Origin of the sequence: Achromobacter sp. SIMBA_011 (assembly GCF_046535435.1) — a bacterium.
GTDB lineage: Bacteria > Pseudomonadota > Gammaproteobacteria > Burkholderiales > Burkholderiaceae_B > Achromobacter > Achromobacter dolens.
On sequence record NZ_JAWRWN010000009.1, the window covers coordinates 50837 to 76522 of the forward strand.

The 25686-nt window shown below is 67.0% G+C and carries 29 protein-coding genes and 1 tRNA gene; 16 read left to right on the forward strand and 14 right to left on the reverse strand.

The window, feature by feature from the left end; translation table 11 throughout:
* Positions 1-16: 16 nt before the first annotated feature.
* Together SB816_RS24485 and SB816_RS24490 are read left to right on the forward strand one after the other, a co-directional pair.
* A complete protein-coding gene (locus SB816_RS24485) occupies positions 17-856 on the forward strand; it encodes an RIO1 family regulatory kinase/ATPase (RefSeq protein ID WP_054501387.1) in 840 nt (279 codons plus the stop codon).
* Entirely contained in the window at positions 853-2235 is a 1383-nt protein-coding gene (locus SB816_RS24490) for a replicative DNA helicase (protein ID WP_006388372.1), read from the forward strand. Before SB816_RS24485 ends, SB816_RS24490 begins: the two co-directional genes overlap by 4 nt.
* Positions 2236-2308: 73 nt before the next feature.
* Here the strand turns inward: SB816_RS24490 and SB816_RS24495 are convergent, their stop codons facing one another.
* The 5 genes from SB816_RS24495 to SB816_RS24515 form a co-directional block, all read right to left on the reverse strand.
* Positions 2309-3286: a bile acid:sodium symporter family protein gene (locus SB816_RS24495; RefSeq protein WP_049072445.1), complete on the reverse strand. Its 978-nt coding sequence runs from the start codon at positions 3284-3286 to the stop codon at positions 2309-2311.
* Between the two features lie 134 nt (positions 3287-3420).
* Positions 3421-4401 (reverse strand): 4-hydroxythreonine-4-phosphate dehydrogenase PdxA, encoded by a 981-nt coding sequence (pdxA, locus tag SB816_RS24500; RefSeq protein WP_081273564.1) that lies wholly within the window; start codon positions 4399-4401, stop codon positions 3421-3423.
* A gap of 14 nt (positions 4402-4415) precedes the next feature.
* Entirely contained in the window at positions 4416-4724 is a 309-nt protein-coding gene (locus SB816_RS24505) for a hypothetical protein (RefSeq protein ID WP_054501386.1), read from the reverse strand.
* Between the two features lie 68 nt (positions 4725-4792).
* Positions 4793-5251, reverse strand: coding sequence for an Lrp/AsnC family transcriptional regulator (locus SB816_RS24510; RefSeq protein WP_054501385.1), 459 nt, complete (start codon positions 5249-5251; stop codon positions 4793-4795).
* A gap of 44 nt (positions 5252-5295) precedes the next feature.
* Positions 5296-5907, reverse strand: a complete 612-nt coding sequence (locus tag SB816_RS24515; protein ID WP_064526881.1) for a hypothetical protein — start codon at positions 5905-5907, stop codon at positions 5296-5298.
* Positions 5908-6030: 123 nt separating this feature from the next.
* On the opposite strand from SB816_RS24515, the gene SB816_RS24520 reads away from it, so the two are divergent.
* Both SB816_RS24520 and SB816_RS24525 read left to right on the forward strand, forming a co-directional pair.
* A complete protein-coding gene (locus SB816_RS24520; protein WP_006393727.1) occupies positions 6031-6276 on the forward strand; it encodes a hypothetical protein in 246 nt (81 codons plus the stop codon).
* Between the two features lie 195 nt (positions 6277-6471).
* Entirely contained in the window at positions 6472-6744 is a 273-nt protein-coding gene (locus SB816_RS24525) for a hypothetical protein (RefSeq protein ID WP_231133013.1), read from the forward strand.
* A gap of 9 nt (positions 6745-6753) precedes the next feature.
* Here SB816_RS24525 and SB816_RS24530 read toward each other — a convergent pair whose 3' ends face one another.
* Together SB816_RS24530 and SB816_RS24535 are read right to left on the reverse strand one after the other, a co-directional pair.
* Complete coding sequence (locus SB816_RS24530; protein ID WP_054501383.1) at positions 6754-7320, reverse strand: DedA family protein; 567 nt, start codon at positions 7318-7320, stop codon at positions 6754-6756.
* On the reverse strand, positions 7317-8756 hold the full coding sequence (locus tag SB816_RS24535) for a PLP-dependent aminotransferase family protein (protein ID WP_054501382.1): 1440 nt from the start codon (positions 8754-8756) through the stop codon (positions 7317-7319). Before SB816_RS24535 ends, SB816_RS24530 begins: the two co-directional genes overlap by 4 nt.
* Before the next feature lie 169 nt (positions 8757-8925).
* Here SB816_RS24535 and SB816_RS24540 point away from each other — a divergent pair, with 169 nt between their 5' ends.
* The 4 genes from SB816_RS24540 to SB816_RS24555 all read left to right on the forward strand — a co-directional run bounded on the left by SB816_RS24540 (position 8926) and on the right by SB816_RS24555 (position 11492).
* Positions 8926-9306: a hypothetical protein gene (locus tag SB816_RS24540; RefSeq protein WP_144654920.1), complete on the forward strand. Its 381-nt coding sequence runs from the start codon at positions 8926-8928 to the stop codon at positions 9304-9306.
* A gap of 20 nt (positions 9307-9326) precedes the next feature.
* Positions 9327-9403: transfer RNA gene (locus SB816_RS24545), tRNA-Met, on the forward strand.
* 214 nt (positions 9404-9617) lie between these two features.
* A complete protein-coding gene (locus SB816_RS24550) occupies positions 9618-9962 on the forward strand; it encodes a hypothetical protein (RefSeq protein ID WP_054501380.1) in 345 nt (114 codons plus the stop codon).
* A 219-nt stretch (positions 9963-10181) separates the two neighbouring features.
* Positions 10182-11492: a TIGR03862 family flavoprotein gene (locus SB816_RS24555; RefSeq protein ID WP_064526879.1), complete on the forward strand. Its 1311-nt coding sequence runs from the start codon at positions 10182-10184 to the stop codon at positions 11490-11492.
* Here SB816_RS24555 and SB816_RS24560 read toward each other — a convergent pair.
* Together SB816_RS24560 and SB816_RS24565 are read right to left on the reverse strand one after the other, a co-directional pair.
* The gene (locus tag SB816_RS24560; RefSeq protein ID WP_064526877.1) at positions 11474-11875 is read right to left on the reverse strand and encodes a hypothetical protein; all 402 of its coding nucleotides are present in this window, start codon (positions 11873-11875) and stop codon (positions 11474-11476) included. The genes SB816_RS24555 and SB816_RS24560 overlap by 19 nt on opposite strands.
* Before the next feature lie 61 nt (positions 11876-11936).
* Positions 11937-12296: a hypothetical protein gene (locus tag SB816_RS24565; RefSeq protein ID WP_054501377.1), complete on the reverse strand. Its 360-nt coding sequence runs from the start codon at positions 12294-12296 to the stop codon at positions 11937-11939.
* A gap of 124 nt (positions 12297-12420) precedes the next feature.
* Between SB816_RS24565 and SB816_RS24570 the strand changes: the two genes are divergently transcribed.
* From SB816_RS24570 to SB816_RS24590, 5 genes are all read left to right on the forward strand, one after another.
* Positions 12421-12552: an entericidin A/B family lipoprotein gene (locus SB816_RS24570; protein WP_006388387.1), complete on the forward strand. Its 132-nt coding sequence runs from the start codon at positions 12421-12423 to the stop codon at positions 12550-12552.
* Positions 12553-12682: 130 nt separating this feature from the next.
* Entirely contained in the window at positions 12683-13108 is a 426-nt protein-coding gene (locus SB816_RS24575; protein WP_054501376.1) for a BPTD_2524 family lipoprotein, read from the forward strand.
* Positions 13108-13521, forward strand: coding sequence for a hypothetical protein (locus SB816_RS24580; protein ID WP_410547662.1), 414 nt, complete (start codon positions 13108-13110; stop codon positions 13519-13521). The genes SB816_RS24575 and SB816_RS24580 overlap by 1 nt, the downstream gene beginning before the upstream one ends.
* Before the next feature lie 101 nt (positions 13522-13622).
* Positions 13623-14915 carry an aspartate carbamoyltransferase gene (locus SB816_RS24585; protein WP_054501374.1) on the forward strand — a complete coding sequence of 431 codons (1293 nt, stop codon included), beginning with the start codon at positions 13623-13625 and terminating at the stop codon, positions 14913-14915.
* Between the two features lie 131 nt (positions 14916-15046).
* Positions 15047-16459: a diguanylate cyclase gene (locus tag SB816_RS24590; RefSeq protein WP_064526874.1), complete on the forward strand. Its 1413-nt coding sequence runs from the start codon at positions 15047-15049 to the stop codon at positions 16457-16459.
* 97 nt (positions 16460-16556) lie between these two features.
* On the opposite strand, the gene SB816_RS24595 is transcribed toward SB816_RS24590, so the two are convergent.
* A complete protein-coding gene (locus tag SB816_RS24595; RefSeq protein ID WP_006393742.1) occupies positions 16557-17456 on the reverse strand; it encodes a recombination-associated protein RdgC in 900 nt (299 codons plus the stop codon).
* Between the two features lie 151 nt (positions 17457-17607).
* Between SB816_RS24595 and SB816_RS24600 the strand changes: the two genes are divergently transcribed.
* Positions 17608-17817 carry a hypothetical protein gene (locus SB816_RS24600; protein ID WP_006388393.1) on the forward strand — a complete coding sequence of 70 codons (210 nt, stop codon included), beginning with the start codon at positions 17608-17610 and terminating at the stop codon, positions 17815-17817.
* A gap of 400 nt (positions 17818-18217) precedes the next feature.
* Here SB816_RS24600 and SB816_RS24605 read toward each other — a convergent pair whose 3' ends face one another.
* The 3 genes from SB816_RS24605 to SB816_RS24615 form a co-directional block, all read right to left on the reverse strand.
* Entirely contained in the window at positions 18218-19879 is a 1662-nt protein-coding gene (locus SB816_RS24605) for an MFS transporter (RefSeq protein WP_054501371.1), read from the reverse strand.
* 317 nt (positions 19880-20196) lie between these two features.
* Positions 20197-21573, reverse strand: coding sequence for a sensor histidine kinase (locus SB816_RS24610; protein ID WP_116791107.1), 1377 nt, complete (start codon positions 21571-21573; stop codon positions 20197-20199).
* Positions 21574-21688: 115 nt separating this feature from the next.
* Entirely contained in the window at positions 21689-22378 is a 690-nt protein-coding gene (locus SB816_RS24615) for a response regulator transcription factor (RefSeq protein ID WP_006393745.1), read from the reverse strand.
* Between the two features lie 380 nt (positions 22379-22758).
* Between SB816_RS24615 and recA the strand changes: the two genes are divergently transcribed.
* Both recA and recX read left to right on the forward strand, forming a co-directional pair.
* Positions 22759-23823, forward strand: coding sequence for a recombinase RecA (recA, locus tag SB816_RS24620; protein ID WP_054417614.1), 1065 nt, complete (start codon positions 22759-22761; stop codon positions 23821-23823).
* A 101-nt stretch (positions 23824-23924) separates the two neighbouring features.
* Entirely contained in the window at positions 23925-24662 is a 738-nt protein-coding gene (gene recX / locus SB816_RS24625) for a recombination regulator RecX (protein WP_410547663.1), read from the forward strand.
* A 68-nt stretch (positions 24663-24730) separates the two neighbouring features.
* Here recX and SB816_RS24630 read toward each other — a convergent pair whose 3' ends face one another.
* Positions 24731-25648, reverse strand: coding sequence for a LysR family transcriptional regulator (locus SB816_RS24630; protein WP_054501368.1), 918 nt, complete (start codon positions 25646-25648; stop codon positions 24731-24733).
* Between the last annotated feature and the right edge of the window lie 38 nt (positions 25649-25686).

The following is a 25686-nucleotide window of genomic DNA, read 5'->3' on the forward strand; positions in this document are numbered from 1 at the left end:
TTCGTCCGAGGACCTCTTGACCCCGCCGCCCGTCCATCACAATGCCCCCCCCGGATTGCGCGCCTGGCTCGACAGCGTGGATGCCGAGCGCGAGCCGTCGGTGCGCGATGTGACCATCGACGGGGTGCGCTGCATCATCAAGCGCCGGCGTCCGAGCCTGGCCAGCGGTGTGAGCTACGTGTTGCGCTATGCGCGCGCGCTGTTCCTCGGCCTGGGGTGCAAGCTGTTCCTGGGCGAATTCCCGCGGCCCGGCATCCTGCTGCGCAACGGTCTGGAACACGAGGCCCGGCGCCTGAAGCAGTTGCTGCAGGCCGGCTGTCGCGTGCCCGAGGTCTGGTGGCAGGAGCAGGGTCTGCTGGTGCTGGAATTCGTCGGCGAAGACCTGGCGGACCTGATCCGCAACGAGGACACCACCTCGCGCCTGTGGCTGACGCGCGCCGCCGCGACCGACCTGGCCGCCTTCCACGCCCGCGGGCTGTGGCATGGCGGCGCGCAGATTCGCAACATCACCCTGCAGGACGGCGAGCTGTGGCGCATCGATTTCGAAGAGAACATCGGTTCGACGCTGTCGCGTCCGCTGGCCCAGGCCTATGATCTGTTCCAGATGCTGGCCTCGCTGGTGTCGTTGCGCAAATTGCCCGACGACGTGGGCCGGGCGCTGGGTAAACTGGCGCTGGACGTCTATTTCGAATGCAATCCCGACCCCGAGGTCAAGGCCCGCCTGCGCCGCCTGACCCGGGTGCTTTCCTTCATCGCCACGCCGCTGCGGCCCCTGCTGGGCCGCCTGCCGTCGCGCGATGTGCAGGGTTTCTTCCGCGTCGCGGATATCCTGCAGCCGTTATTATTGAAGCCATGAACACACCTGCCGATTCCCAGCTTGAATACCTGCGCGTTCCCCCGCATTCCATCGAGGCGGAGCAGTCGGTGCTGGGCGGCCTGCTGCTGGACAACGCAGCCTGGGACCGCATCGCCGACGTGCTGGTCGAGGAAGACTTCTACCGCCACGACCACCGTCTCATCTGGCACCACATCGCCCGGCTGATCGGGCTGGCGCGGCCGGCCGACGTCATCACCGTGCACGAATCGCTGGTCAGCGCCGGCAAGGCCGAAGACGCTGGCGGCCTGGCGTATCTGAACGCGCTGGCGCACAACACGCCGTCCGCCGCGAACATCCGCCGCTATGGCGAGATCGTGCGCGAGCGCGCCATGCTGCGCAAGCTGGTGTCTATCGCCGACGAGATCTCCTCGGCCGCCATGAACCCGCAGGGCAAGGAAGCGCGCCAACTGCTGGACGAGGCCGAGTCCAAGGTGTTCCAGATCGCCCAGGAAGGCGCGCGCGGCGCCGCCGGCTTCCAGGAAATCCAGCCGCTGCTGACGCAGGTGGTGGAACGCATCGACGAGCTCTACCACCGCGAAAGCACTTCTGATGTGACCGGCGTGCCCACCGGCTTCACCGATCTCGACAAGATGACCTCGGGCATGCAGGGCGGCGACCTGATCATCGTGGCCGGCCGTCCGTCGATGGGCAAGACCTCGTTCTCGATGAACATTGGCGAACACGTGGCCATCGAAGAGGGCCTGCCGGTGGCGGTGTTCTCGATGGAAATGGGCGCGGTGCAGTTGGCCATGCGTATGCTGGGGTCGGTCGGCCTGCTCGACCAGCACCGCATGCGGACCGGCAAGCTGATCGCGGAGGACTGGCCGCGCGTGACCCACGCGGTGCAGCTAATGCAGGACGCGCAGGTCTACATCGATGAATCGCCCGCGCTCAGCCCGATGGAAGTGCGCGCCCGCGCGCGCCGCCTGGCGCGCCAGTGCGGCCAGCTCGGCCTGATCATCATCGACTACCTGCAACTGATGTCCGGCAACGGTTCGGGCGAGAACCGCGCCACCGAAGTGTCGGAAATCAGCCGTTCGCTCAAGGGCCTGGCCAAGGAGCTGAACTGTCCGCTGATCGCGCTGTCGCAGTTGAACCGAAGCCTGGAGCAGCGTCCCAACAAGCGCCCCGTGATGAGCGACCTGCGCGAATCGGGCGCCATCGAACAGGATGCCGACGTGATCCTGTTCATCTACCGCGACGAGGTCTACAACCCGGATTCGCCAGACAAGGGCACCGCCGAGATCATCATCGGCAAGCAGCGTAACGGCCCCATCGGCACGGTGCGCCTGACCTTCCAGGGCTCGAGCACGCGCTTCCTGAACTTCTCCGGCGCGCAGCCTCGCGACATGTATTGAGCGTGCGCAGCCGCCTGGCCAGAAAGAAAAGCCGCGCCCGAGGGCGCGGCTTTTTCATGCTGGCGTGCCGGAATCATTCTTCCGTTTCGGGCCGCTTGCCGTAGCGCGCGGCCAGCACGCCGCAGACCATCAACTGGATCTGGTGGAACAGCATCAGCGGCAGCACGATGGCGCCTACCGCGTGGCCCGCGAACAGCACCTGGGCCATCGGAATGCCGCTGGCCAGGCTCTTCTTGGAGCCGCAGAACAGCAGCGTGATGCGGTCGGGCAGGTTGAAGCCGAACATCCTGCCGGCCAGCGCAGACAGGCCCAGCGCCAGCGCCAGGATGACGGCGCAGCACGCCACCAGGCCCAGCAGCGCCGGGATCGGCGTGGAGCGCCACAGGCCCTCGTTGATGGCTTCCGAAAACGCGGTGTAGACCACCAGCAGGATCGAACCCTGGTCGACGAATTTCAGCATCGCCTTGCGCTTGTGGACCCACGCGCCGATCCAGCGACGCGCGAACTGACCCAGCACGAACGGCAGCAGCAACTGCAGCATGATCTTGCCGACCGCGTCGAACGAAATCGGCGCGCTGCCGGCGTTGGCGACCACCGTGCCGACCAGCAGCGGCGTCAGGAAAATGCCCAGCAGGCTCGAGGCCGAGGCGCTGCAGACCGCCGCCGGCACGTTGCCGCGCGCCATCGAGGTGAAAGCGATGGCCGACTGCACCGTGGCCGGCAGGCAGCACAGGAACAGGATGCCGAGGTAGAGCTCGGGCGTGACCAGCGGTTCCAGCACCGGCTTGAGCGCCAGGCCCAGCAGCGGGAACATCAGGAAGGTGGCCGAGAAGATCGTGAGGTGCAGCTTCCAGTGCGTCAGGCCGGCGATGATGGCTTCGCGCGACAGGCGGGCGCCGTGCAGGAAGAACAGCAGGCCGACCGCGATGTTGGTGATCCAGCCGAACACCACCACGCCCTGGCCATGGGCGGGCACGATGCTGGCGATGATGACGGTGCAGATCAGGTAGAGGGTGAAGCGATCGGGCAGGAGACGGACAAGACGTGACATGGAGGGGGTAGGGGCAATGACGGAAAGCGGCGGCGCGCCAGGGCGCCGGAATCGGGGCGTATTGTAGACCTCGGGCGCGTGCCGCCCTATGGCGGGCCGGGCGGGTGTCCGCCTGCCGGCCCCGCCGTGGGCGGTCAGGGCGTCATGGCCAGGGCCAGGTCGAAGGCGGCGATCAGCGAGGCCTGGTCGGCCACGCCCTTGCCGGCGATGTCGAACGCGGTGCCGTGGTCGACGCTGGTGCGCACGAACGGCAGGCCGACGGTGACGTTGACGCCGTGGTCCACGCCCAGGTATTTCACCGGGATCAGGCCCTGGTCGTGGTATTGGGCCACCACGATGTCGAACTCGCCGCGGCGGGCCCGCATGAAGACTGTGTCGCCGGGCCACGGACCGCTGGCGTCGATGCCCTCGTCGCGTGCCTGACGGATGGCCGGCTCGATGATGTCGATGTCCTCGCGGCCGAACTTGCCGCCTTCGCCGGCGTGCGGGTTCAGGCCAGCCACCGCGACGCGCGGATGGGCGATGCCCATCTGGCGGCAGGCGCGGTCGGCCAGGCGCATGGCGGTCAGCTCGGCCTCCGGCGTGATGCGCGCCATGACGTCGGCCAGGGCGACGTGGATGGTCACCAGCAGCACGCGCAGTTCGTCGTTGGCGAGCATCATGGCGAAGTCGTCGGTGCCCGAGCGCTCCGCCAGGATTTCGGTGTGGCCGGGATAGTCGATACCGGCCTCGTGCATGGATTGCTTGTTCAGCGGCGCGGTGACGATCGCGCGGATGCGTCCGGCCTGGGCGTCGTCGATGGCGGCGCACACGTACTCGTAGGCGGCGCGTCCGGCCGCGGCGTTGACCTGCCCGAAGGGCAGGTCGGGCGGCAACGCGCCGCCACAGGCGATGACCTCGATGCGGCCGGCATCGCCGCTGGCCAGGCCGGCGTGCGCGATTTCCGTGATCTCCAGGCGCGCTCCCAACGCGCCTGCGGCGCGGCGCAAGGCGCCAGCGTCACCGTATACCACGCAAGGCGCGTTCAGGCCCTGGGCGCAGGCCTTGACGACGATTTCGGGGCCGATGCCGGCGGCATCCCCCATGGTGATGCCCACGGGTGGGGGAGTGTTCACGATGTGTTCCTGGATTACTGCTTGGCGCCCTTTGGCGGTTCGATCTGGCCACATTCGAACGTGACCGTTGCGCGCTTGGAGCCCAGGCCCGTGGCGTGGTTGGACGTCACAGACGGCTTTTGCAGCTTGCGCCCGATGGACTGGCAGTACTGGTCGGCGCGCTGCAAGGCCTGGTTCTTGATTTCGACCCACGTCAGCAACTGCGTGCCGGAACTGTAGGTGACGCTGTAGCCATTCTTGCCCGTGGGCGTCACCTCGCTCATGCTGGAACAGGCGGTCAGCAGGGCGAGCATGGCGGAGACGAAGGCAAGGCGTGCGAGCATGGGAGATCCGTAAAAGGCAATTGGCCACATTACAACATTATGCCGCCCCCGCCGCCCGCCGGGGAGGGCTACGGGGCGCCGACCGCGCTGCGGCGGTCGACCTTGCGGCTGAGCACGATGGAGGTCTGCGTCTGCTTGACGCCTTCGATCAGGCCGATGCGGTCCAGCAGCGCGTCGAGTTGTTCATGGGTTTCGCAACGCAGGAAGATCAGGTAGTCATGCGGTCCGCTGACCGAGGACACTTCCTCGACCTCCGGCATTTTCTCGAGTTCGCGGATGACGGCCGCTGGCGTCTTGGGCAGGACGCTGATGAAGCAGTAGGCACGCACCGCGGCCTCTTCGAGCAGGCGGCCGAGGCGCACGCCGTAGCCAGCCACGATGCTCTCGCGTTCGAGCCGGGCGATGCGCGCCACCACGGTGGTGCGCGCCAGCCCCAGCTTGCGCGCCAGGATGGCGGCGGGTTCGCGGGCATTGGCCTGCAGCAGGCTGAGCAGTTGCCGGTCGATGGCATCTAGGCGTTCTTTCATGCGCGGACCATACAGGGGCGATGCGGCGCAAGTCAATGCGCGGCTCAGCCGTCGGATTCGGGCGGAACGCCGCCTTGATAGACGCGCCCGTCGAAGGCAAAGCGCGTGATGGTCCGGGAGGCCGCGTCGAAGACCCTGTCGCGACGGGCGGCGTCCGGCTCTCGCGCCGGCGCCAGCGTGAAGCGGCACAGGTCCGCGGCGCTGTCGTAGCGGGCCTCGCGCACCAGGTCGCTGACGCCGAATTCCTGCACGTGGTGGGCGAACTCGCGCAACTGCTCCATCTCGTGGAAGGCGCCGTGCTCGCTGACCAGCCGCATGCCGAACTTGTGTTCTTCCTGGGCGGCGGGCGGGGCGGCCACCGGCGGCGCGGCGCTGGGCGCGTCGGCGGAACCGTAGTCGAAGCGCGCGCCGGCGTCGCGCATGGCCGCCAGCACGCCTTGCCAGGCCGACTCATCCAGCGTCAGGCGGGCTGCGATGCCCAGCAGCCGCTGCTGCCCGAGCGCGCGCGGCCGCGGGCCGCCCACGTAGCTGGACCAGGGCACCGCAGCGTCCAGGCCGGCCAGTTCGGCCATCTGCGCATCGCTGTATCCCAGCCGTTCCTGCAGTCGCCGCAGCGATGCCGCGTCGGGGGGCACATAGTCGTGGATCGTCTTCATGGGGCACGCTCCGTTTATGCCGCGCTATGCCCGATGCTAGCGCGCACGGCGGCGCTTGCCCAGCGGCCCGCCCCGCCCATGCTAGGATTTGCGCCGATATTCATTGCCAGGAGGGCTTTTCCCATGGACATCCAGGAACAAATCGCGGTCATCGTGCATACCATTTCGCATCAGGGCGGCCGCATCGACGCGCTCAACTCGGCGCTGCTGACGATGCTGCACCTGGCCAAGGGCTCGCCGGGCCTGCGCGAGGCGATCGAGGCGCAACTGGAGCAGAACTATTCCAGCCTGCTGGCCCGTTCGGAAAACCCGCAGTACGTGGCGGGTTTCGAGAGCGTGCGCGACCAGATCATCGCCGCGCTGAAGTAGCCGCGGGCCCCGGCGGTGTGCCGGAGTTACCCACAACTTCTGTGGACAAGCCTTGGGATAGTGCGGGCATAGAACGCTTTTTTCTTTGATTACAACGGCTTGCAAAGCGCGATCAAAGGCGGCGCCAAAACCGCCTGTGTTCACCGCGCGACAGGGGCCGGCAGAGGTCCCGCAAGCCGGGTAATATGCCGCCCCATGCGGAATCAGTATCCATCGGAACACCGGAACCGTGGCCTGGCGGCCCGGGTCTCGGAAGCGGCAAAGCTGGCGGCGTTCGACCCCGGCAAACTCTCTCCCGAGGCGCGCCAAAGCTGGGAGCGCCTGGGCCATGGCTTCAAGGCCTGGCACGACTTCGACCAGCGTCATCCCATCCTGCGGCGGCTGGCCCTGCTGCCGTTCATCGGCTCCCTGTATCGCAAGGCGCGCCGCCGCCACGTGCTGCGCGCCAGCGGCAAGCTGGTCTTCTGAGTAACGCGGTCAGCGGCGCCGGCGCCGCGCATACAGCCGGTAGACCAGCCAGGTCGCCACGCCGATCGCCACGGCCACCGCCAGCTTGGTTTCCACGCCATGCAGGCGGCCGAGCAGGGACTCGATGGTCTGCCCGAATACATAGCCCACCAGGCTGAAACACACCGCCCAGATCGCGGCGGCGATGGCGTTGAGGACCAGAAAACGCAGCGACGACACCTGCGAAACCCCCAGCGCCACCGGACCCACCGTGCGCAGTCCATAGAGAAAGCGCAACGCCAGGATGAAGCCATGCGGATAGCGGTCGACCGCCGCCAGCGCCTTGCCGAACGCGGGCTGGGCGCGGACCCGCCGCACGTAGCGATGCTCGCGGTAGCGGCGGCCCAGATAGAACAGGGCCTGGTCGGCGAGGAAGGAGCCGGCGAACGCGCACAGCATTACGTAGGGCAGGTGCAGCAGGCGCTGGTGCGACAGGAAGCCCGCCAGCACGACCACGCTTTCGCCTTCGAGCAGGGTGCCGCCCAGTACCGCCCACAGGCCGTAGTCGACGATGAATTGATGCAACTGCGGATTCATGGCTGGCGTTCGCCGACGATGCGCGCCAGGTTCATCAGCGCCCGCGCTATCTCGGGCGTGTGACGCTGTCCGCAACTGATGCGCAGGAAATGGTCGTAGCGCGTGCCGTTGGAGAACATCGCGCCCGGCGCCACGCGGATGCCCTGCCGCAGGGCGGCCTCGAAGACGTCCATCCCCGAGCGGCCGTCCGGCATCTCCAGCCACAGCAGCATGCCGCCGGTCGGCATGCTCAGGCGGGTGCCGCGCGGGAAATGCGCGGCGATGACTTCGGCGGTCTGCTCGCGCTGCGTCTTCAATTGCCGGCGCAGCCGCGCCAGGTGCCGGTCGTAGGCGCGCGATCCCAGGTATTCGGCCACCGCGATCTGCGCCAGCGGTTCGTTGGGCCGGCTCTGCGCGAATTTCAGCATGGCGATGCGGGCTTTCCAGCGGCCTCCCAGCAGCCAGCCCAGGCGCATGCCCGGCGCCAGCGTCTTGTGCAGCGACGAGCAGTAGATGACGTTGCCAGTCGGGTCCCAGGACTTGGCCGCGGCCAGCGGCGTGTCGTCGTCGTTCAGCGCGCCATAGGTGTCGTCCTCGATCAGCGGCACCTGCTGGCGTTCGCACAGGGCCACCAGGCGCGCCTTCTCGGCGTCTGGCATGACGCAGCCGAGCGGGTTCTGGAAGTTCGGCACCACCACTACCGCGCGGATGTTGCCGTGGGTCTGGAATGCCAGGTCCAGCGCCTCGATCGACAGGCCGTGTTGCGGGCTGGTGGGAATTTCCAGCGCGCGCATGCCCAGGCTTTCCAGGATCTGCAGCAGGCCGAAGTAGGTGGGCGACTCGACCGCGATGGTGTCGCCCGGCCGGGCCACGGCGCGCAACGCCAGGTTCAACGCCTCGATGCAGCCGTGCGTCACGATGACGTCATCAGGCGTGGCGTTGATGCCGTTGGCCAGCGCGCGCCGCGCCAGCACCGTGCGCAGCTCGGGATGGCCCTGCGGCGGCACCGGGCTGACCAGCACCTCGGGCGACTGTCGCAGCGCGCGGATCATGGCCTGCTTCAGGTCTTCCATCGGATAGGCTTGCGGCACCGCCGCCGCGAGCGCGAAGTTGGCGCTCACGGGATGGGCCTCGCATTTGGCGATGAAATCCGACACGCGGTCGTGGATGCCGACGTACTGGGCCGCTCCCAGCGTCTGGCGGATGTCCGGTTCGTTGACGGGCGGGATGCTGTTGCGGCGCGGCTTGAGGACGAAGTAGCCGGAACGGGGGCGAGCTTCGATCAAACCGTCGTCCTCGAGCAGACGGCAGGCCTGTAGCGCGGTCGAGAGACTGACGTGATGGGTGCGCACCAGGGTGCGCACGGACGGCATGCGCTGGTCCGGGGCCAGGACCCCGGTCTGGATGGCGCGCCGGTAGTGGTTTGCCAGGCGTAGGTATAGCGGTTGCGGGTCCATGCGCCGATCATGCTCCCCTAGGTTGGATTGAGGGTAGGCACAGATTCACGCAAAGTACACCATAACAGGGTCGAAATCGAGAGGCCGCATCGGTACAGAAAGAGGGATTGTGTGGCTGTTGCGCAAAACAGGGCGGACGTAGTCTGAGGGGGTCAGATTGGAGATTCCCATGGCCCTGTTTTCCGCCCCCGAAACGCGTTCGCAACATATTGATCTGCTGCCCGGCGCCAGCCGCCAGGTGCGCCTGCGCGGTGGCGCGCTCATCGTCTGCGTCAGCGGCGGCCTGATGGTGGCCGAGCCGCCGTATCGCTCGGATATGCCGCCAGGCCGCTATTTGCCGCCGTCGATGCGTCTGAACGCGGGCGAAAGCCATCGTCTGCCGGAAGGCGGTCCCTTGATGCTGACGGCGGTCGGCCACGCGCAGGCGATCTGTCTGGATCCGCCCGGCCTGCTGGCGCGCGTCGCGGCCTTCGCAACGGGTTTTTTTGGCGCGGAGAGCAAAAATAATCCGCCCAATGCGCTGGGTGCGCTGCACAAGATTTCAAAATGATGTATGATTCACACATCAGACGCGGGGTGGAGCAGTCTGGCAGCTCGTCGGGCTCATAACCCGAAGGTCGTAGGTTCAAATCCTGCCCCCGCAACCAGCTTTCGAAGCCTTGATTTCATGCCGAAATCAAGGCTTTTTGTTTTTCCGGGCGCCCGTGTCCGGCGTGGTTTACCTCTTTTTTCGTCCCCGCTTGCCCTGCATCAAGCCGGCGTTCCAGTCCGGAGTTTCCCGGGGTCACGGGTCCGGACAGGCGGCGGACGCTGCGCTACCATGGCTCAAGCGCGCGAGTCCGCCGCACACGAGGAGGGGCCATGGGCACGGCAAAATACGATCATCCCGGCTATGTCGCCGATACCGGCAGCGAAGGCAAGTACCACGTGGGCATCTGGTGCCCGCACGGCTATCCGGCTCACATCCACATCGGGCGGCCCGCTGAACGCGGCGATCCCCAGGCGCTGCTGCGGCTGCGCATTCCCGATGGCGTGTTCCAGTCGTTGCCGGACGATCCCGAAACCTTGTGCCGCCGCGCGATGGGACAGGCGCTGGGGTCGGGTCTGCTGCGCTCGGTCGCTGTCGACGGCGAGTTCCAGGAATTGCGCTTCCAGCTCGATGCCGAACCCTGGTCCGGGCCGATGCAGGCCGCTGGCAACGCTTAGCGCAGTTACCCACAGCGACTGTGGACAAGCCTTGGGATAGGCGTTGCGCATGTCGCAATATCGCCGCAATATCAATGGCTTGGCCGTTGCGATGAAAAAATGCCCCATGCGGGGCTTTTTTTCATCCGGCTGGGACGGCGGCCGGAGGGGGCGCCGCCGCGTGCGACAATCGCAGCCCCGGCGGCCCGTCCCGCCCTGGCTTTTCCGAATTCCGCCGCCATGCATTCCAACCCGTATCCGCCCCCGGGCGCCCTGAGTCCATCCGCCAAGCGCGTGGCCGTTATCGGCGGCGGGCCGGCCGGCCTGATGGCGGCCGAAGGGTTGGCCGCGCGGGGGATGCAGGTCGATGTGTACGACGCGATGCCGTCGGTCGGCCGCAAGTTCCTCATGGCCGGACGTGGCGGCTTGAACCTGACCCACAGCGAGGCCGCGGCGCCGTTCCTGGCGCGCTATGGCGAACGCGCGGCGCAGATCGCGCCCTGGCTGCGCGCGCTGGATGCCGATGGCTTGCGGGAATGGGCGGCCCAGCTCGGGATCGAGACCTTCGTCGGTTCGTCGGGCCGCGTCTTTCCCGCCGAAATGAAGGCGGCACCGCTGTTGCGCGCCTGGCTGGCGCGCCTGCGCGTCAGCGGCGTGCGTTTCCATATGCGCCATCGCTGGCTCGGGTGGCCGCCGGACCGGGCGCCGGGCGCCGCCGACCTGCGCTTCGACACGCCCGATGGCTTGCGCGCCTGCGCGGCCGATGCGGTGGTGCTGGCCCTGGGCGGCGGTAGTTGGGCAAAGCTGGGGTCGGATGGCGCCTGGCTGCCCGGACTGGCGGCGCACGGGATCGCCACGGCGCCGCTGCGCGCGGCCAATTGCGGCTTCGAGGTGGCGTGGTCCGAACACTTCCGCCAGCGCCACGCCGGCCAGCCAGTCAAGTCCGTCACGCTGCGTTGCGTGGGAGAGGCGGGACCGGGACCGGCCCGCAAGGGCGAGTTCGTCGTGACGGAACACGGCATCGAGGGCAGTCTGGTCTACGCGTTGTCGGCGCCGCTGCGCGACCGCATCGAGGCGGCCGGGCAGGCGGTCGCCTTGCTCGACCTGGCGCCGGGTTGGACGCAGGAACGGGTGCTGCAGGCCGTGACCCATCCGCGCGGCGCGCGCTCGATGTCCAGCCACCTGCAGAGCCGGCTGGGGCTGACCGGCGTCAAGGCCGGCCTGCTGCGCGAGTGCGCCGGCGCCGACGATTTCCGCGACGCGGCGCGCCTGGGCCGGCTGATCAAGGCCCTGCCGCTCACGCTGGTGCGTGCCCGTCCGATGGACGAGGCCATCAGCACCGCCGGCGGCGTGGCGTTCGACGCGCTCGAGCCCGGCCTGATGTTGCGCCAGGCGCCGGGCGTGTTCTGCGCAGGGGAAATGCTGGATTGGGAAGCGCCGACCGGCGGTTACCTGCTGACCGCGTGCATGGCCAGCGGGGTGGTGGCCGCCAACGGCGTGGCGGCGTTTCTGGCAATGGTCGGCGCGCCGGATCAGGAACTGCCGGGATAGGGCGAGGAGCCCTGGGCTGAACGCGGCGCCAGATCGTTGACGACATGGCCGACGACGGTCGGGCCGTCGGGTTGCGTGGCGATGCCGATGACGCGGGTGATGGCGCTGGCCGGCATGCTGGTGCCCTGGCCCGGGTCCTGCACCAACTGCCAGATCCTGGCGTCGCCCGAGAAGGTTTCGCTTTCGGCGCTGTCGGTGGCATCGAGGCAGTCGCGGGTGAACATCGACCAGTCGGAGGCGCTGCAAGGCAAGCCGTGCGCGGTGGCCAGGCGGGCCAACGCCAGAGGCGCATCCGCCTGGCTCGCGGCGTGCTGGGCGGCCGCGCCCAGCGAGACGTCGAGCGACAGCAGGCGGAGAAACTCCACGACATTGTCTGTATTCATGCTTCGGTCTCCCTCTCTTTGGAGCGGTTCTGGCCGGCGGCGGGCGCACGCCGGAGATGGGTCAGCCGGGTCTTTGTCCAAGCATCGCGACCAGGGACTGCTTCAGGCGCGCGGAAAAAATAGGTACGGTGTGCGAGACGCCACTGCGATCGACACCCTCCTTGAGCTGGACCGATTGGCCCAGGAAAATCTCGGGGGCGGCGGCGATCTCGTTGTATCGCGCCAGCAACTGGTCGACCTGTTCCTGGGCGTCGGCCAGCGAGCCGCTGGCGGCCAACCTGCCGGCGGTGTAATTCTGCAGAATGCGGTGCAGATCGTCGATGAAGAGCGCCAGCGCAGCCTGCCCGCGGCATTGCGGCTGTTCCCAGCCCCATGCCTGGGGCGTGCCGCCCGCGTTTTCCGATACGTGTTTCTTGTTCATAGCGCATCCTAATCCATTGCCGCCAAATACGCGACAGGCGTACGGGGGAGGGGCGGACCCTGCGCAAACGGTGGTCTTTGCGGTATGCTGGCTGCGGTTTTCACGCCTCGACAAGGAGATGCCCATGAAGAACAAAGTGATTCTCGTCATGCTGCTTTCGATTGCCGCCATGTCGGCGGGGTGCAATACCGTGGCCGGCGCGGGCAAGGATATCCAGCGCGGCGGCGAGAAGATCGAGGGCGCCGCGACCAAATAAGGGTGCCGGGCGTTCCTCGCGCCCCCGGGCGCGGCCAGGGCCACGCAGAAATGTCGCGACATTTCGGGCGTGGCCTTTTTGCGGCCGCTGGCATAATCGCGGGAATCCGAATCCGATGGCAGGAAGAATCATGCGCAAGTCTGTATGGGTGGGTGTCACGTTGATGGCGTTGCTGGGCGGTTGCGCCAGCACGGGCGTTTACGAGGCCGATACCGTGCTGAAGGAAACCTTCAGCGTGGATACCAACTACCAGGCGGCGTTCCGCCGCGCCGGCGAATACGTGCGCACCTGCCATGTGAACGTGCAGCATCCGTACAACGTGGCGTATGCCTGGAAGCATGTCCTTGGCGAGAAAGGCGCGCCGGACGAAGTCCAGGTCTACAAGGTGGGGGAAACCGCCAAGATCCTCGAACTGATTTCCGCCGAGGCCGACGGCCCGGCCAAGGCCAAGGTCACCGTGACCGTGCTGGGGCAGGGCCGCTGGAACGCGGCCGAGATCGCCGCCGCGCGCACCTCCATCCAGACCGCCACGCCGGTCTGCCGCAAGGAAGACTAATGGACCCGCGCGCCCGGCAGTTGCGCGCCGCCGGCCTGCCGTTCGCGCTGCTGGCCGGCGCGTTCCGCTTCCTGGGGTGGCTGAACGGCGGCGCCGCGCTGGGGCTTGCGGCGTTCTCGCTGGGCATCGTCGGGGGCGATATCGCCGCGCCCGACCTGCAATTGCCGCTGCTGCTGTTGCTGGCCGGGCTGCTGCTGGCCTGCCTCGGGGTCTTGTTCGCCTACCTGGCGCAGGTAAGCCTGTTGCGCCAGGGCTACACCGGCCATGTGACCCGGGCGCACCTGCCGGCGCAGGTGCTGGCCATGCTCTGCTACCTCGTCAGCGCCCTGGCGTTCTGCGCCGGCTGCTGGCTGGGGACGGGGCAGGGCACGACGGATGCCGCGTCGCAGATGACAACCTACGCTCGACGCTGAGATTTCGAGGGTAAACCCGTGTGCGCAAAAGTGTTGGACATGCACTTGCGTTGGGAATAATATGCGCAGTGCGTATACAACCCCTTTCTTCGGGACCTGTCATGACCATTTCCCAGCAAGCTTTCCTGCGCGATGCGATGCGCCGCCTGAATCTCACGCGCGACGTGTTCGCGACCCGGATCGGCGTCAAACGCCGCGCGCTTGATACCTGGCTGCTGCCGGAGGGCTCGCAGGAGTTCCGCGCGATGCCGGAAGTGGTGCAGCGTTTCGTCAGCGAGATCGTGCAAAACGGCGTGCTGCTCGAAAAATATACGCAAAGCGTACAAGATGGCCCGCTGCGTGAGCGGATCGCGGTCGAGGGCAAGAACCAGTTGCTGTCGGTGGACCAGTTCACGCGCGAATCGGTCGAAGACCTGTTCCGCGTGGCCGACATGATGCAGCCCATCGCGCGCCGCCAGAAAGTGTCGCGCGTACTGGAAGGCGCGGTGCTGGGCAACCTGTTCTTCGAGGCCAGCACGCGCACCCGAGTCAGCTTCGGCTCGGCCTTCTGCCGCCTGGGCGGCTCGGTCTGCGACACCACCGGCTTCACCTTCTCGTCGATGGCCAAGGGCGAGTCCATCTACGACACCAGCCGCGTCATGAGCGGCTACGTCGATGCGATGGTGATCCGCCATCCCGACCAGGGTTCGGTGGCCGAATTCGCGCGCGCCACCAACATCCCGGTGGTCAACGGCGGCGATGGCCCCGGCGAGCACCCGAGCCAGGCACTGCTGGACCTGTACACCATCCTCACGGAGTTCTCGCGCCTGGGCAAGCTGCTCGACGGCGCGCACATCGCCATGGTCGGCGACCTGAAGTACGGCCGCACGGTGCATTCGCTGATCAAGCTGATGGCGCTGTACAAGAACGTCAAGTTCTCGCTGGTGTCGCCCAAGGGGCTCGAAATGCCCGCCTACATCATCGAGCAGGCCAGCCGCAACGGCAACATCATCGAGCAGAAGACCTCGCTGGCCGAAGGCCTGGCGGGCGCCGACGTGATCTACGCGACGCGGGTGCAGAAAGAGCGCTTTGCCAACGAAGAGAACGAGGGCTACACGCCGGACTTCCAGATCAACCGCGCCATCATCGACGCGTATTGCGGCCCGGACACCATCGTCATGCACCCGCTGCCGCGCGACAGCCGGCCGGGCGCCAACGACCTGAGCGTGGACCTGAACCATGATCCGCGCCTGGCGATCTTCCGCCAGACCGACAACGGCATCCCCATCCGCATGGCCATCTTCGCGGTGCTGCTGGGCGTGGAAGGGCTGGTGCAACACTCGCTGCGCGATGTCACCTGGCAGCACCCGTCGCATATCGGCCCGGACGACTCGGTGTTCCACGGCCTGGAGTAAGGCGTTCGCGAGGCAGCGGGGCGCGGCCGTCATGACGGCCGACGCCGGCGATTTCAAGCATAATCCGCGCTGGTTTTTCCTGTCGCGTGTCGCTCCGAGACACGCCATGGAATCTTCGGTCGGATGGTCTTATGTCTTCGAGCAGTCGCACAGTCCCGTCTTCTCCTGATCCCGCCGGGCAGGCGTGCTACCTGAGCGCGTCCAATGCCCAGGCCTGGCAGGCGGTCTATTCGTCGGTCGATGCCTATACCCGCGGCCAGGTCGCGGCGGTAGTGTCCGACAGCGCCGACGAGCTGGTCGACGCCTTTTATTCCACCCTGCTGGCCGATGTCGAGGCCGGCCCGCGCCTGTCGCACGAAATTGTCGCCACCCGCCTGCACAAGGGCATGAAGGGCTGGCTCAAGGGCCTGCTGTGCGTACGCGAGCAGGGCGACATCGCGGCGCTGATGGCGGTACAGAAGAAGGTGGGAGAGGTGCATGCGCGCGTGCACATCCCGATCCACCTGGTGATGGCCGGCGCCCGCATCCTGAAAAACGAAATCGCAATGCGCCTGCGCGCCAGCGACCTGGACGGCGTGGCGGCCTCGGTCGCGACGCAGTACGTCTGCAATCTTTTCGACCTGGCGATCGAGCAGATGAGCCGCGCCTTCATGCGCGACATTAACCGCGGCGCCCGCAATGACGAGGCCTATCGGCTGTTCGCGTTGGGACAGAACATTTCCACCGAGCGCGAGCGCCAGCGCGCCGCCCTGCTCGAATGGAGCCAGGCGGTGCTGATCGGCCTGCACTATCGCGCGCCGGAGCAGGTGTTGCCGCGCCTGGCGGCCTCCGAGTTCGGCCTGTGGCTGCAGCACAAGGGTGGCGTGCTGTTCGAGAGCGCGCCGGCGCTGCGGCAGATTACCGAGGCGGTGGAGCGGCTGGACGACGTGGTGCTGCCCGGCCTGCTGCAATGCGGCCCGGCGTCGCTGCCGGACCAGGTGCGCGAATTGCAGGAACTGGTGGCGCGCATCAAGCACCTGCTCAACGGCCTGTTCGACATGGTGGCCGAGATCGAAAGCGGCAGCGATCCGCTCACCAACGTGCTCAACCGCCGCTTCCTGCCGTCGGTGATCGGCCGCGAGATCCTGATCGCCACGCGCGAGCGCTCGACGTTCTCGGTGCTGCTGCTGGATATCGACCACTTCAAGGCGGTCAACGACCAGCATGGCCACGCGGGCGGCGACCAGGTGCTGCGCCAGTTCGCCGAGGTGGTGCATCAATCCTGTCGTTCGAGTGACTTCGTGTTTCGATACGGCGGCGAGGAATTCCTGGTGGTGCTGGTGGATACGGCGCGCGACGCGGCCCTGCTGGTGGCCGAGAAACTGGGCGCCGAGATCCGCCGGCACGCCTTCATGATTCCGGAAGTGGGCGCCTTGCGCATCACCGCCAGCATCGGCGTGGCGGCCTTCGATGGGCATCCGGACTACGCCTATCTGATCGACCGCGCCGACAAGGCGCTCTACCAGGCCAAGCAGTCGGGCCGCGATCGCAGCGTCGCTGCCTGACGGCGGTTGCGCGGCTTGCCAGCCGCCGTCCCGCCGCGCCATGAAAAAGGCCGCTTCCCCAGGAGCGGCCTGTCGCGGTGAAGCCGGAGCGCGGGGCTCAGATCTTCTTTTCGCCGCCCAGCGCGTCGACCAGCTCGGCCAGCATCTTGGCCAGCTCGCCCGTCATCAGCATCATGTCGGAGTCGAATTTTTCGTCGTCATTGGTGGCGACGGTGTCGTTGCCTTCCTTGAGCACGTCCAGCGGCGCGACGCGCTTGACGTCCAGGCCTTCGGTCAGCACGAACGAAATGCGGTCGGCCCAGGTCATGGCCAGGCGGGTGCATTGCTTGCCCGACTGGATGTGCCTGCGCACGTCGTCGGCGTCGATGGAGTGCTTGACGTAGCGGATGGCCGCGCCGCTTTCGCCGGACGAACGCAGTTCGGTGTCCTGGTCGATGCTGAAGTTGCTCGGCGCCTCGTCCTCGGCCAGCCAGCCGGTCATGGCCGAGGCGGGCGATTGGGCCACGTACAGGTTTTCGAGCGGGAACGGATCCACGCACTTGGCCAAGAGGCCGATGACTTCGTCGGCCTTGGCCGAGGCGGCGGCGTCGATCACCAGCCAGTGATTCTGCGGGTCGATCCACACGCGGGTGTCGCGGTACACGCTGAAGGCGCGCGGCAGCAGCTCGTCGGTGACGCGCTCCTTGATTTCCTTCATCTGCTTGCGGCCCGGCTTGTAGCCTTGCTGTTCTTCGATCTCCTGGGCGCGCGCCTTGGCGACCTGGTTGACCACGGTGCTGGGCAGCAGCTTCTTCTCGGCGCGCAGGTTCAGCAGGATCTGCCCGCCGACGACGTGCGCCAGCCCGCCGTTTTCGCGCGGCGGAACCCAGCCCAGGCTTTGCATTTCGAGGTTGTTGCCGGCTTGGTAGGCATGCCGCGCAAGCGTTTCTTCAAGCTGCTCGCCGGTCAGCGTCCACGGCGAGGAGAGACGGTAAATCTTGAGATTCTTGAACCACATGAGCGTCGGCCAAAAGGGTTGATTCTATACGACGCGGGCCGCTTTGCCGCAGCGGTGCAATACGATGGGGGCAGGCGACACGTTCTGTCACTGACAGGGGGGCAGCCTTGCGGTAATGTCCGCGTCACCCCTGTGCAATAGGAGAAGAAGCATGAAGATTGTCGGCGCCATCCTGATCGTGTTGGGCATCGCCGCCCTGGCGTATAAGGGCTTCAGCTACAAGTCCGAGGAAACCGTGCTGCAGGTCGGTTCGGTCAAGGCCACGGCCGAGACCGAGAAGTCCGTGCCGATTCCGATGTGGGCAGGGATTGCTGCGATCGTGGCCGGCGTGCTGGTCATCGGGGTGGGCATGCGCCGCTGAGGCGCGGCCCCGCGCAGTGCCCGGGCGGCCGAAGCGAGGCCGCCTTTTTCTTGCGCGAACGGAACGCGTCCGGACAAAAAAAGCGGCCCGGCTCAATAGAGGCCGGGCCGGTACGGGAGCACACAATACCGCGTCATAAAAGGCTCGCGGGGAACGCGGTATCGGTGTCAGAACACTGGCCCTGCAATCGCCTGGCAGGGGGATCAATCGCCGGGCGAAGAGGCGCAAGGCCGTAATCTGAAGCGCCAGTCTAACGGCGAGGGTCTGACAGGGTCCTGAATCGAGCAGACGTCAGACCGTATCAGGTCTTCCAGCCGGCGCGAGCGCAAAAAAAAAGCTCCCAGGGGAGCTTTTGAAAGGCCGGGCAGGCGCAGCAGTCCCGCCCGGCGGGGGATGGTCGTTAGGCGTTGATGTCGTTGTCCTTGGTTTCGCGCACGAAGAGCGTGCCGATGACCAGGGTCATCACCGCAATGATGATCGGGTACCACAGGCCGTCGTAGATGTTGCCGGTGGCGGCCACCACGGCGAAGGCGACCGGGGGCAGGAAGCCGCCGAACCAGCCGTTGCCGATGTGATAGGGCAGGCTCATCGAGGTGTAGCGGATGCGGGTCGGGAACATTTCCACCAGCATTGCCGCGATCGGGCCGTAGACCATGGTCACGTAGATCACCAGGATGGTCAGCAGCACGACGACCATGACGTTGTTGCTTTGCGCCGGGTCCGCCTTGGCGGGGTAGCCGTGGCTGCGGATGGCGGCGGTCAGGGCCTTGTCGAGTTCGGCGGCCTTGGCCTTGAAGTCGGCCGGCGCCATGCCCTTGCCGTCGAACGAGGCGAACTCGTCGCTGCCGATCTTGACCTTGGCGACCGAGCCGGCCGGAGCCGCTTCGTTCTTGTAGTTCACCGAATTGCGCGCCATGAACGACTTGACCACGTCGCACGAACTGGTGAACGAGGCGGTGCCCACCGGGTTGAACTGGAACGAGCAGGTGGTCGGATCGGCGATGACGGTGACCGGGGCGGTGGCCTGCGCCTTCTCCAGCGCGGGGTTGGCGAAGTGCGTGATGCCCTGGAAGATCGGGAAGTAGGTCGCGGCGGCGATCAGGCAGCCCGCCATGATGATGGGCTTGCGGCCGATCTTGTCCGACAGCGCGCCGAAGATCACGAAGAAAGGCGTGCCGATCAGCAGCGCGATGGCGATCATGATGTTGGCGGTGTTGGCGTCCACCTTGAGCGTCTGCGTCAGGAAGAACAGCGCGTAGAACTGGCCCGTGTACCAGACCACGGCCTGGCCGGCGGTCAGGCCCAGCAGCGCCAGCAGTACCACCTTCAGGTTCTTCCACTGGCCGAACGATTCGGCGATCGGCGCCTTCGAACCCTTGCCTTCTTCCTTCATGCGCTTGAAGGTCGGCGATTCGTTCAACTGCAGGCGGATCCACACCGAGATGCCCAGCAGCACGACCGAGATCAGGAACGGAATGCGCCAGCCCCAGGCCTTGAAGTCGTCCTCGCCCATGAACGAGCGGATGCCCAGGATCACCAGCAGCGACAGGAACAGGCCCAGCGTCGCGGTGGTCTGGATCCAGGAGGTGTAGAAGCCGCGGCGGCCATGCGGCGCGTGTTCCGCGACGTAGGTCGCGGCGCCACCGTATTCACCGCCCAGCGCCAGGCCTTGCAGCAGGCGCAGAATGATCAGGATGGCGGGCGCGGCGATGCCGATGCTGGCATAGCTGGGCAGCACGCCCACCAGGAAGGTGGACAGGCCCATCAGCACGATGGTGACCAGGAAGGTGTATTTACGTCCGACCAGGTCGCCCAGTCGGCCGAACACCAGCGCGCCGAACGGACGCACCGCGAAGCCGGCGGCGAAGGCCAGCAGCGCGAAGATGAAGCCCGCGGTCGGGTTCACGCCGGAGAAGAAGTGCTGGGCGATGATCGCGGCCAGCGAACCGTACAGATAAAAGTCGTACCACTCGAACACCGTGCCCAGCGACGAGGCAAAGATGACACGGCGTTCATCCTTGGTCATCGGGCGCGGATCCGCGGATGGGCCGCGACCTGCCATGGTAGTTGTGCTCATGATGTCTCCTCGATTTTTCTGGCCGGCGGTTTTCCGCCGTGCTTGACCCTCCGCCGGCGGGGCCGACATCGAGCTATCGCAAGGTTGGGGCGCGAGGCTGACGAGGTTCTGACGGAACCCTTACCTGAATCTTAAATTTGAAACAAAAAGTAAAATTCCCTGGGAGGGCTAGGGATAGTCCTAGGGACGGAGCGGGGAACTTGCGTGGCGGCCAGCGCGGCGCGCGACCACGCCGGGCGGGAAACGCCTGGGCCGGCGCGAGGCGCCCGTCGGGGGGGGGGGGCAGGCGGGGTCGGCCGGCCTCAGTCGCCGAGGTCGTCGACGGGTTCGACGTAGAGCGGGAAGACGACCCGGATGCGCGTGCCCGGCAGGTTCGAGTGCGGCGTCGGGTGGTCGGTGACCACGACGGTGGCCTGGTGCTTCTGCGCGATCTCCCGGACGATGGCCAGACCCAGTCCGCTACCGTCCGACAGCGTGCCCAGCACGCGGTAAAAGCGGTCGAACACGCGCTCGCGCTCTTCCGGGGCGATGCCGGGGCCGGAATCCTCGACCTCCAGCACGCCCTGGTCGCCTTGCGCCTGCACGCGCACCGTGATGTGGCCGCCGCGCGGCGTATAGCGCAGCGCGTTGTCCACCAGGTTGTTGAGCAGTTCCGCCAGCAGCAGCGGGTTGCCGTTGATCTCGACCGGGGTTTCCGAGCCTTCGAAGCCCAGGTCGGTGCCGAGCGACAGCGCCTGCGGCACCCAGTGCATCGCCTGTTCGTAGGCGATGGCGTTCAGGTCGGTGGCGGCCAGTCCGATGGCGCTGGGGTTTTCGGCCCGCGCCAGCAGCAGCAACTGGTTCACCAGGCGGGTGGCGCGCTCGGAGCCGGTCACCAACTGGCGCAGGCTGGCCTGCATCTCCTCGGGACTGGCATCGCGCAGGGCCAGCTCGGCCTGGGTGCGCAGGCCCGCCAGCGGGGTTTTCAACTGGTGCGCGGCATCGGCGACGAAGCGGCGCTGCGCCTGGACGTTGTCCGACAGCCTGTCGAGCAGGTCGTTCATGGCCGCGACCAGCGGGGCGATCTCGGAGGGGGCGGCGCGTTCGTCGATCGGCGACAGGTCATCCGGCCGGCGCGCCCGCAGCCGCTGCTGCAGTGCATTGAGTGGCGCCACGCCGCGCGACAGCCCGAACCATACCAGCAGCACCGCGATCGGCAGCACCACGAACTGCGGAATGATCACGCCCTTGATGATGTCGTTGGCCAGTTGGGTGCGCTTTTCGACCGTCTCGGCCACGATCAAGAGCGCCGGCTGGGTATTGGGCAGGTTCAGATCGACCCAGGTGAAGGCCAGGCGCACGCCGAAGCCGCGCAGGGTGTCGTCCTCGTACTGGACCTCGCCGGGGCGCGGCTGGCCGACGGAAGCGGGCAGGGGCAGGGCGCGGTCGCCGCCCAGGTATTCACCGCGGCTGCCGAGCGCCAGCCAGAACACGCTGTCGGTCTCGTCGGCGCGCAGCACATCGCGCGCCGGGTCGGTCATCCGCAGCACCGCGCGGCCATCCTGGGCGTGCACCTGGCGCGTCAGTACGTGCAGGTTGTTGGCCAGCGCGCGGTCGTAGGGCACGTTGGCGATGTTCTGCGCCACCACGTAGGTGATGGCGACGCTCATCGGCCACAGCAGGAACAGGGGCGCCAGCATCCAGTCGAGGATCTCGCCCAGGAGCGAGCGTTGCGGCGGCGCGAAGCTGGGACCGCGGGCCCCGGCCTGCATCACATCCAGCGCTTCCTGGTTGAGCGCTTCCGGCTGTGGCGATTCAGCTTGCGAGGTAGGCCGCACCCTGGTCCCGTTCGAGGCAATAGCCCAGGCCGCGCACCGTCACGATCTTCACGCCGCTGGGCTCGAGTTTCTTGCGCAGGCGGTGCACGTAGACCTCGATGGCATTGGTGCTGACTTCCTCGCCCCATTCGCACAGGTGGTCCACCAGTTGGGTCTTGCTGACCATGCGCCCGCTGCGGGTCAGCAGGATTTCCAGCAGGCTGACCTCGCGCGCGGACAGGTCCAGCGTCTGGTCGTCGACCATGGCCACGCGCCCGGTCTGGTCGAACACCAGCCGGCCATGCTTGAGCAGCGTGGCGCCGCCGCCCGCGCCGCGGCGGGTCAGGGCGCGCACGCGGGCTTCCAGCTCGGACAGGGCGAAGGGCTTGGCCATGTAGTCGTCGGCGCCCAGGTCCAGCCCCTTGACGCGTTGCTCGATACTGTCAGCGGCGGTCAGGATCAGCACGGGCAGGGCGGAATTGCGGGCGCGCAGCCGGCGCAGGACCTCCAGGCCGGCCAGTTGCGGCAGGCCCAGGTCGAGGATCAGCAGGTCGAAGGCCTGGGCCGCCAGCGCCGAATCGGCCGCCAGGCCGTCGCGGACGGCGTCGACCGCGTAACCGTTGTGGCGCAACGAGCGTGACAGGCCGTCGGCCAGGATGCTGTCGTCTTCCGCGATCAGGATGCGCATGGGCAGTCGAAAAGAAGAAGGGCGCCGGGTGAGCGGCGCACGCGTGCCGCCCTCGGTGGGATGCCGGGGCGGCGTGCCGGGAGCGCAATGGGGACATAGCGCCAGTTTTTTCCTCGATTCTGTCATACGGCACCGGGCTTGCCCACTCAGGGAATACGTGGAAAACTGTGGCACACTGGTTTTTTGTACAGTACAATCCGATGCCATAATCTGCGCTATCGCTTTACCGATCACGCTTGAGCGCCACAGTTTGCACTGCCAGTTTTCTGGCAACAACTGTCAGGCAACGGCCCGATCACCCCTTGCGAAAACCCGCGCGCTGACCGACACCCCGTGCCGCGCCCCGATACGTTACAGACCCAGACCTGACAGGACACTACATGGACGACAAAACCACCAAGGCCGCCGCTTCGGAAAAAGCCAAGGCGCTGGCCGCCGCGCTCTCGCAGATCGAAAAGCAGTTCGGCAAGGGCTCGATCATGCGCTACGGCGACAACGAGGTCTCGCATGACATCCAGGTGGTGTCGACCGGCTCGCTGGGCCTGGACATCGCGCTGGGCGTCGGCGGCCTGCCGCGCGGCCGCGTGGTGGAAATCTACGGTCCGGAATCCTCGGGCAAGACCACCCTGACCCTGCAGGTCGTGGCCGAAATGCAGAAGCTGGGCGGCACGTGCGCCTTCGTCGACGCCGAACACGCGCTGGACGTGCAGTACGCCTCGAAGCTGGGCGTCAACCTGGCCGACCTGCTGATCTCGCAGCCGGACACGGGCGAGCAGGCGCTGGAAATCACCGACGCGCTGGTGCGCTCGGGCTCCGTCGACCTGATCGTGGTCGACTCGGTTGCGGCGCTGGTGCCCAAGGCCGAAATCGAAGGCGAAATGGGCGATTCGCTGCCCGGCCTGCAGGCTCGCCTGATGAGCCAGGCGCTGCGCAAGCTGACCGCCACCATCAAGAAGACCAACTGCATGGTCATCTTCATCAACCAGATCCGCATGAAGATCGGCGTGATGTTCGGCAACCCCGAAACCACCACCGGCGGCAACGCGCTCAAGTTCTACGCCTCGGTGCGCCTGGACATCCGCCGCATCGGCTCGATCAAGAAGGGCGACGAGGTCGTCGGCAACGAAACCCGCGTCAAGGTCGTCAAAAACAAGGTTGCGCCTCCGTTCAAGCAGGCCGAGTTCGACATCATGTACGGCGCCGGCATCTCGCGCGAAGGCGAAATCATTGACCTGGGCGTGGCCGCCAACGTGGTGGACAAGTCGGGTGCGTGGTACAGCTACAACGGCAACCGCATCGGCCAGGGCAAGGACAATGTCCGTGAATACCTGAAGGAACACAAGGAACTGGCCATCGAGATCGAGAACCGGGTCCGTGAGAACCAGGGCATCGTCAGCCGCGCCGCGGAATTCGTGCCCACCGCTGAAGACGACAGCGACGAGTAATCGCGTCGTCGCGTCATCGGATAGCGCCGGGCTCGCCAGTCCGGCCGCCAGCGGCAGGCTCCCGTCCCGGGAGGCCTGCCGCTGGCACATAGAGGAAGCGCATGAGCTGGAAACCGCCCGTCACGTCCGCTGATCGCCTGCGCGCCAGGCTGGACGATGAATTCGAGACCGTGGCCAAGCCCGAGGGGCTGCGCCGCACGTCCGACCTGCGGCGGGCGGCCGAATCCGCCGCGGCGTCGGGCCAGGATCCAGAGGGCGCGAGCGCCCAGGCGTCGCAGTGGCAGCGCAGCTCCGAACGGCGCGCGGCCAGCGGACGCGGCCGGCGTGGCAAGGACGGTGACGGCGATGGCACGGACGAGGGCGCGCGGACATCCGAAGACAAGCCCCGCACGCCCCCCAAGGGGCCCTCGCTGAAAATGCGCGCGGTGGGTTATCTGTCGCGGCGCGAGCATGCCCGCGATGAGCTGGCGCGAAAACTCGCGCCCCATGCCGAAGACCCCGATGAGGTCGAGCGCGTGCTGGACGCGCTGGAAAAGGAGGGCTGGCTGTCGACCGAGCGGTTTGCGCAAAGCCTGGTGCATCGCCGCGCCTCGCGCCAGGGGGCGGCCCGCATCGTGCAGGAATTGCGCCAGCACGGCGTGGATGATGTCCAGGTGTCCGAGCTGCGCGAGCAATTGCGCGCCACCGAATACGAGCGCGCGCTCGAGGTCTGGCAGAAACGCTTCGGCGCCAGGCCCGAGGACCGCGCCGCCTATGCCAAGCAGGCCCGCTTCCTGGCCAGTCGCGGCTTTGCGCATGACGTCATCCGTCGCATCCTGGGGGCGGGCGACGACGACTGAGTCGGCCGCGTGCTTGGCGCGGCGCGCGCCGGCATGCGCCGGCCGCCGCGCCTGTTTTTCTGCCGCGCTTATTTTGCCGACTTGATGCCGCTGAGCGTTTTGAAACAAACGTCGCGCGTCAGCGTCAGGAATTCGTCGATGTACGAAGCGTCGGTATCTTCGCTGCGCACCGTCGCGTACAGCGTTCGCCACACACCCTGCGGGCCGAGGCGGCACAGGCGCAGCCAACCCTGGTTCATGTATTCGGTCAGGGCCCAGTTGGGCAGGGCCGCGACGCCGCGATTGCTGGCCACCAGTTGCGCGATGATGGGCGTGAGTTCGGCCTTGCGGATCGCGGCGGGTTCGACATCGGCGGGATCCAGGAATGCCGTGAAAATGTCCAGGCGCTGCCTGTCCACCGGATAGGTGATGAGCGTCTGGTCGGCCAACTGGTCCGGCATGACGAACTTGCTGCCGGCCAGCGGATTCGATTCGGACACGGCCAGCACGAGCTCGTATTTGAACAGCGGCAGGTATTCGACGGCGTCCAGTTGCTGGGGATCGGACGTGATGACCAGGTCCAGATCGCCGCGCACCAGCGCGGGCAGGGGGGCGAACGAGAACGCCGCCGACAGATCCAGCGCCACGTCCGGCCATTGCGCGCGGAACGCGTCCAGCGCCGGCATCAACCACTGAAAGCAGGAATGGCAGTCGATGGCCAGGTGCAGGCGGCCGGTGCGGCCGGCTGCCAGCCGCTGCAATTCGCGCTCGGTGGCGCGGATGCGCGGCAGCACTTCGTCGGCCAGCGCCAGCACGCGCAGGCCTGCGGTGGTCAGGCGGGCGGGGCGGGTGCGGCGGTTCAGCAGCGGCGTGCCCAGGCGGGTCTCCAGATCGCGCAGTTGGTGTGACAGGGCGGACTGGGTCAGGTGCAGGCGGTCGGCGGCTTCCTGCAGGCTGCCGCCTTCACGGATGGCGGTCAGCGTTTCGAGATGGCGGATTTCCAGCATGGGGCGGCAACGGCGAGGATGAGGGTGTGAAGGGCGTG

Coding starts and splice junctions, on each gene's coding strand:
- SB816_RS24490 (WP_006388372.1), top strand. CDS start 853: ATGAACACACCTGCCGATTCCCAGCTTGAATACCTGCGCGTTCCCCCG.
- SB816_RS24495 (WP_049072445.1), bottom strand. CDS start 3,286: ATGTCACGTCTTGTCCGTCTCCTGCCCGATCGCTTCACCCTCTACCTG.
- SB816_RS24505 (WP_054501386.1), bottom strand. CDS start 4,724: ATGCTCGCACGCCTTGCCTTCGTCTCCGCCATGCTCGCCCTGCTGACC.
- SB816_RS24510 (WP_054501385.1), bottom strand. CDS start 5,251: ATGAAAGAACGCCTAGATGCCATCGACCGGCAACTGCTCAGCCTGCTG.
- SB816_RS24515 (WP_064526881.1), bottom strand. CDS start 5,907: ATGAAGACGATCCACGACTATGTGCCCCCCGACGCGGCATCGCTGCGG.
- SB816_RS24520 (WP_006393727.1), top strand. CDS start 6,031: ATGGACATCCAGGAACAAATCGCGGTCATCGTGCATACCATTTCGCAT.
- SB816_RS24525 (WP_231133013.1), top strand. CDS start 6,472: ATGCGGAATCAGTATCCATCGGAACACCGGAACCGTGGCCTGGCGGCC.
- SB816_RS24530 (WP_054501383.1), bottom strand. CDS start 7,320: ATGAATCCGCAGTTGCATCAATTCATCGTCGACTACGGCCTGTGGGCG.
- SB816_RS24535 (WP_054501382.1), bottom strand. CDS start 8,756: ATGGACCCGCAACCGCTATACCTACGCCTGGCAAACCACTACCGGCGC.
- SB816_RS24540 (WP_144654920.1), top strand. CDS start 8,926: ATGGCCCTGTTTTCCGCCCCCGAAACGCGTTCGCAACATATTGATCTG.
- SB816_RS24550 (WP_054501380.1), top strand. CDS start 9,618: ATGGGCACGGCAAAATACGATCATCCCGGCTATGTCGCCGATACCGGC.
- SB816_RS24555 (WP_064526879.1), top strand. CDS start 10,182: ATGCATTCCAACCCGTATCCGCCCCCGGGCGCCCTGAGTCCATCCGCC.
- SB816_RS24560 (WP_064526877.1), bottom strand. CDS start 11,875: ATGAATACAGACAATGTCGTGGAGTTTCTCCGCCTGCTGTCGCTCGAC.
- SB816_RS24565 (WP_054501377.1), bottom strand. CDS start 12,296: ATGAACAAGAAACACGTATCGGAAAACGCGGGCGGCACGCCCCAGGCA.
- SB816_RS24570 (WP_006388387.1), top strand. CDS start 12,421: ATGAAGAACAAAGTGATTCTCGTCATGCTGCTTTCGATTGCCGCCATG.
- SB816_RS24575 (WP_054501376.1), top strand. CDS start 12,683: ATGCGCAAGTCTGTATGGGTGGGTGTCACGTTGATGGCGTTGCTGGGC.
- SB816_RS24580 (WP_410547662.1), top strand. CDS start 13,108: ATGGACCCGCGCGCCCGGCAGTTGCGCGCCGCCGGCCTGCCGTTCGCG.
- SB816_RS24585 (WP_054501374.1), top strand. CDS start 13,623: ATGACCATTTCCCAGCAAGCTTTCCTGCGCGATGCGATGCGCCGCCTG.
- SB816_RS24590 (WP_064526874.1), top strand. CDS start 15,047: ATGTCTTCGAGCAGTCGCACAGTCCCGTCTTCTCCTGATCCCGCCGGG.
- SB816_RS24595 (WP_006393742.1), bottom strand. CDS start 17,456: ATGTGGTTCAAGAATCTCAAGATTTACCGTCTCTCCTCGCCGTGGACG.
- SB816_RS24600 (WP_006388393.1), top strand. CDS start 17,608: ATGAAGATTGTCGGCGCCATCCTGATCGTGTTGGGCATCGCCGCCCTG.
- SB816_RS24605 (WP_054501371.1), bottom strand. CDS start 19,879: ATGGCAGGTCGCGGCCCATCCGCGGATCCGCGCCCGATGACCAAGGAT.
- SB816_RS24610 (WP_116791107.1), bottom strand. CDS start 21,573: ATGCTGGCGCCCCTGTTCCTGCTGTGGCCGATGAGCGTCGCCATCACC.
- SB816_RS24615 (WP_006393745.1), bottom strand. CDS start 22,378: ATGCGCATCCTGATCGCGGAAGACGACAGCATCCTGGCCGACGGCCTG.
- recA (WP_054417614.1), top strand. CDS start 22,759: ATGGACGACAAAACCACCAAGGCCGCCGCTTCGGAAAAAGCCAAGGCG.
- recX (WP_410547663.1), top strand. CDS start 23,925: ATGAGCTGGAAACCGCCCGTCACGTCCGCTGATCGCCTGCGCGCCAGG.
- SB816_RS24630 (WP_054501368.1), bottom strand. CDS start 25,648: ATGCTGGAAATCCGCCATCTCGAAACGCTGACCGCCATCCGTGAAGGC.